This is a genomic window from Roseovarius marisflavi (assembly GCF_900142625.1).
GTDB classification, from domain to species: Bacteria; Pseudomonadota; Alphaproteobacteria; order Rhodobacterales; family Rhodobacteraceae; genus Roseovarius; species Roseovarius marisflavi.
On sequence record NZ_FRBN01000062.1, the window covers coordinates 1 to 3081 of the forward strand.

At 58.0% G+C, this 3081-nt stretch carries 1 protein-coding gene and 1 pseudogene; one reads left to right on the top strand and one right to left on the bottom strand.

Annotated elements, in window-relative coordinates; genetic code table 11:
• Nucleotides 1–93: 93 nt before the first annotated feature.
• Nucleotides 94–1575, top strand: a pseudogene (locus BUB78_RS19815) (helicase-related protein); the annotation flags it as partial.
• Nucleotides 1576–1581: 6 nt separating this feature from the next.
• Here BUB78_RS19815 and BUB78_RS19820 read toward each other — a convergent pair.
• On the bottom strand, nt 1582–2670 hold the full coding sequence (locus BUB78_RS19820) for a Fic/DOC family N-terminal domain-containing protein (RefSeq protein ID WP_073201135.1): 1089 nt from the start codon (nt 2668–2670) through the stop codon (nt 1582–1584).
• Nucleotides 2671–3081 lie beyond the last annotated feature (411 nt).

Below are 3081 nucleotides of genomic sequence, written 5' to 3' on the forward strand. Positions count from 1 at the left end.
GTCAAAACCGCGCAAACAGGCCGGACACATGACTGCTTCTGACAAATGCACAAATCTGATCAAAAATGTCTTGCTATGCAGGAGCCATCCACACAGGACATTCGCAGTCATTTCAAAGAGCGGTTGGGGGCCGAGCTGGCGTTAATCGACGGTGGCGCATCGCGGTCGAACCTGAGCTTCCAGGTTCTGCCAACCCAGCGGGCAACCAAGATGACGGATATCCTCGACACGATCGAGACCCAGCTTCCGCGCGAGGGCGTCTCGGGGGCAGTCGTCTATTGTGCGACCCGAAACGCCACCGAGCGTGTGGCGCAGTTTCTGAAACAACAGGGCATCGCCGCCGAGCGGTATCATGCGGGCCTTAGCGCCGATGAAAAGCGTGAGATCCAAGAGGACTTCCGCGTTGGCAATCTGCGCGTGATCGCGGCTACCAACGCCTTTGGGATGGGGGTCGACAAGCCGGACATCCGTCTGGTGGTTCATGGTGACGTGCCTGGGTCGCTGGAAAACTACTTGCAAGAGGCAGGTCGCGCCGGGCGAGACCGTGATCCTGCAAGCTGCGTCCTTCTGTATAATACAGAAGACGTCGATCGTCAGTTCAGCTTGAGCGCGCGGTCTCGACTCGCGCGGCATGAAATCGGCGCGATCCTGAAGGCGCTTCGGCGCCTTGATACTCGGACCAGAAAAGGAGGTGAGATCGTTGCTACACCGGGGGAAATTGTTCACGAGGAGAAAGACCGGGATTTCCAGCGAGACAGCAATACCGACGATACGCGGGTAAAGACGGCCGTCGCCTGGCTGGAAGAGGCGCACCTTCTGAACCGTGAGGAAAACCGGGTGCAGGTGTTTCCCGCCTCGCTCCGGATAAGGAGCATGCAAGAGGCCCGCGAGATCCTTGCATCCGCCGAGATCACCCAGCGGCGGCGCGAGGATCTGGCCGCCATCGTGCAGCATATCATCAACGCGCCGCAAGAAGAGGGCATCACCACGGACGAGCTTTGCGGGGTCAGTGGGCTAACGGTGTCGGGCGTGCGCAAGGCCTTGGCGGATCTCGAGGCCCTGGGGATCGCAAAAGATGATACAAACATCACCATCTTTGTGCATCTGCGCGTCGAGAATGCCTCACCGAAACGGTTCGAGGCGGCATCTCGGTTGGAAGCGGACCTGGTCGCGTCTCTAAGAGAGCAAGCGCCAGACGCGGACATCGACGAGGCTTGGCCCTGCCATCTGGCCTCAGTGGCACAGGCCCTCCGGGAGCAGGGACACGCCTCCGTGCGGCCCGATGTTGTCGAGGGGTTGCTCCGTGGGATTGCGCAGGATGGCCGCGACATGGATGGCGGCAAAGGCAATATCGGCCTGCGCAAGGTTTCCAGAGGCAGTCTCATGGTGCGAATGCAAAGATCATGGGCGATAATCGAGCAAACCGCTCAGCTTCGCAGGCAGGCGGCGGAGCGGTTGGTTTCACACTTGATCGACAAGGTTCAGGCCGGCCTGCGTGGGAAAGATCTTCCTGTCGAGACCACGCTTGGCGACCTTCTTGCAGCGATCAACAGCGATGCGCTGTTGCGGGCAGCAAAACCGCTAAGCGCCATTATCCATGAACAGCGCGACCAGTGGCACGTTGATGTAGTAGTTGCTGCGGCCCGACTGATGCTTTTCCACAAAACCACGTTCGGCGAGTGCCTCAAGGTATTTCGAGGCCGTCTGCCGCGTAACCTTGAGGTCATTCATGACGAAATCGATGCGAGTATAGGGATGCCGGAACAGATTATTCAGCAGGTCTTGACTGTAGATCTTGGGCAACTCGCTTCTAAGGCGGTGCTTGGCCCCTGCCATCTGGCCGCGAATGGCCTCAACAAGCGAGAGTGTTGTATGCGAGGTTTCCGCGACGCCCTGCAACATGTAGAGCAGCCACCCCTCCCAATCCCCGTCCTCCCGGACAGCTTGCAGGTGGCGATAGTAATCCGTCTTGTTCCGGGTGATGTAACGACTGAGATAAAGGATCGGAATGTCGAGCAATCCCGTGCGCGTCAGGTAGAGCACGTTCAGAATGCGCCCGACACGGCCATTGCCATCCGGAAAGGGATGGATGCTTTCGAATTGGTGATGGATGAGCGCCATCTTGATGAGAGGATCAAGATCGCAGATTTCATCGTCATTCACGAACCGCTCCAGCGCCGACATCTGAGATTCGATTTCATGGAGATCTTGCGGTGGCACATAGACCATATCCCGCGTGACTTCATTTCTCAGCGCGGTGCCTGGCGTTGACCGGAATCCACCTGAGCGTCCCTTCAGCAGCCGGAACATGTCGATCAAGGTGCCGTTCGTGATGAGGCCTTGCGTATCAACGAGGCGCTGAAACCCGAGTTTCAACGCATCCCGGTAGAGCGCGACCTCCTTGGCAGCACCAGATCGCGGCCCTTCCGGAAACAGGTCGGCCTGAAAGAGTTCATCCTGAGTGGTGACGATGTTCTCGATCTCTGAGGAAGCTTTTGCTTCCTGCAACGCCAATGTATCAATCAGAATACCCTGATTGGGTATCGTCGCCGCGCGCCCCTTGAGCTCTGCCAAGGCACGGTTCGCGCGAACCAGAGCCTTCAGGACCGAGACGGTCTCCAATTCCACAGGCGGGGGAAGCACGGGCATCTTGTAGGTCGGCGTTAACATGAGACGCACCAAACGTTAAAGAAATCCATTTTTGATAACATGTCATGGCGCATATGTGAAGAAAAGCTCATCTCCTTAACAAGCAGCCTCTCAGGCTGGCTGAGCCACTCGCTGGCCGCGATGAGTCCCTCGGCGCGCACCGAGACAGCGCAAAACCGGGACGCGCACCCTGGACTCTCTCAACGGGCCTGATGAGATCAAGATGTCGCTTCCGGCTATGGGAGGTTTCACCTTGGGGCAGTGGCGGCGCCAGAATGCATCCCCATCGCATCCGCGCGGTTTTTCTAGGACTTCGCTCAATCTATGGATATCTTCGGTAAGCGGTGCGCCGTTCACACCGGATTGACGTAGTTCCAGGGCAGCAGCAGGTTGATATCGGTTTGTTTGTGCCCGCCTGCTATGGCTTTCAGG

Coding starts and splice junctions, on each gene's coding strand:
- BUB78_RS19820 (WP_073201135.1), bottom strand. CDS start 2,670: ATGTTAACGCCGACCTACAAGATGCCCGTGCTTCCCCCGCCTGTGGAA.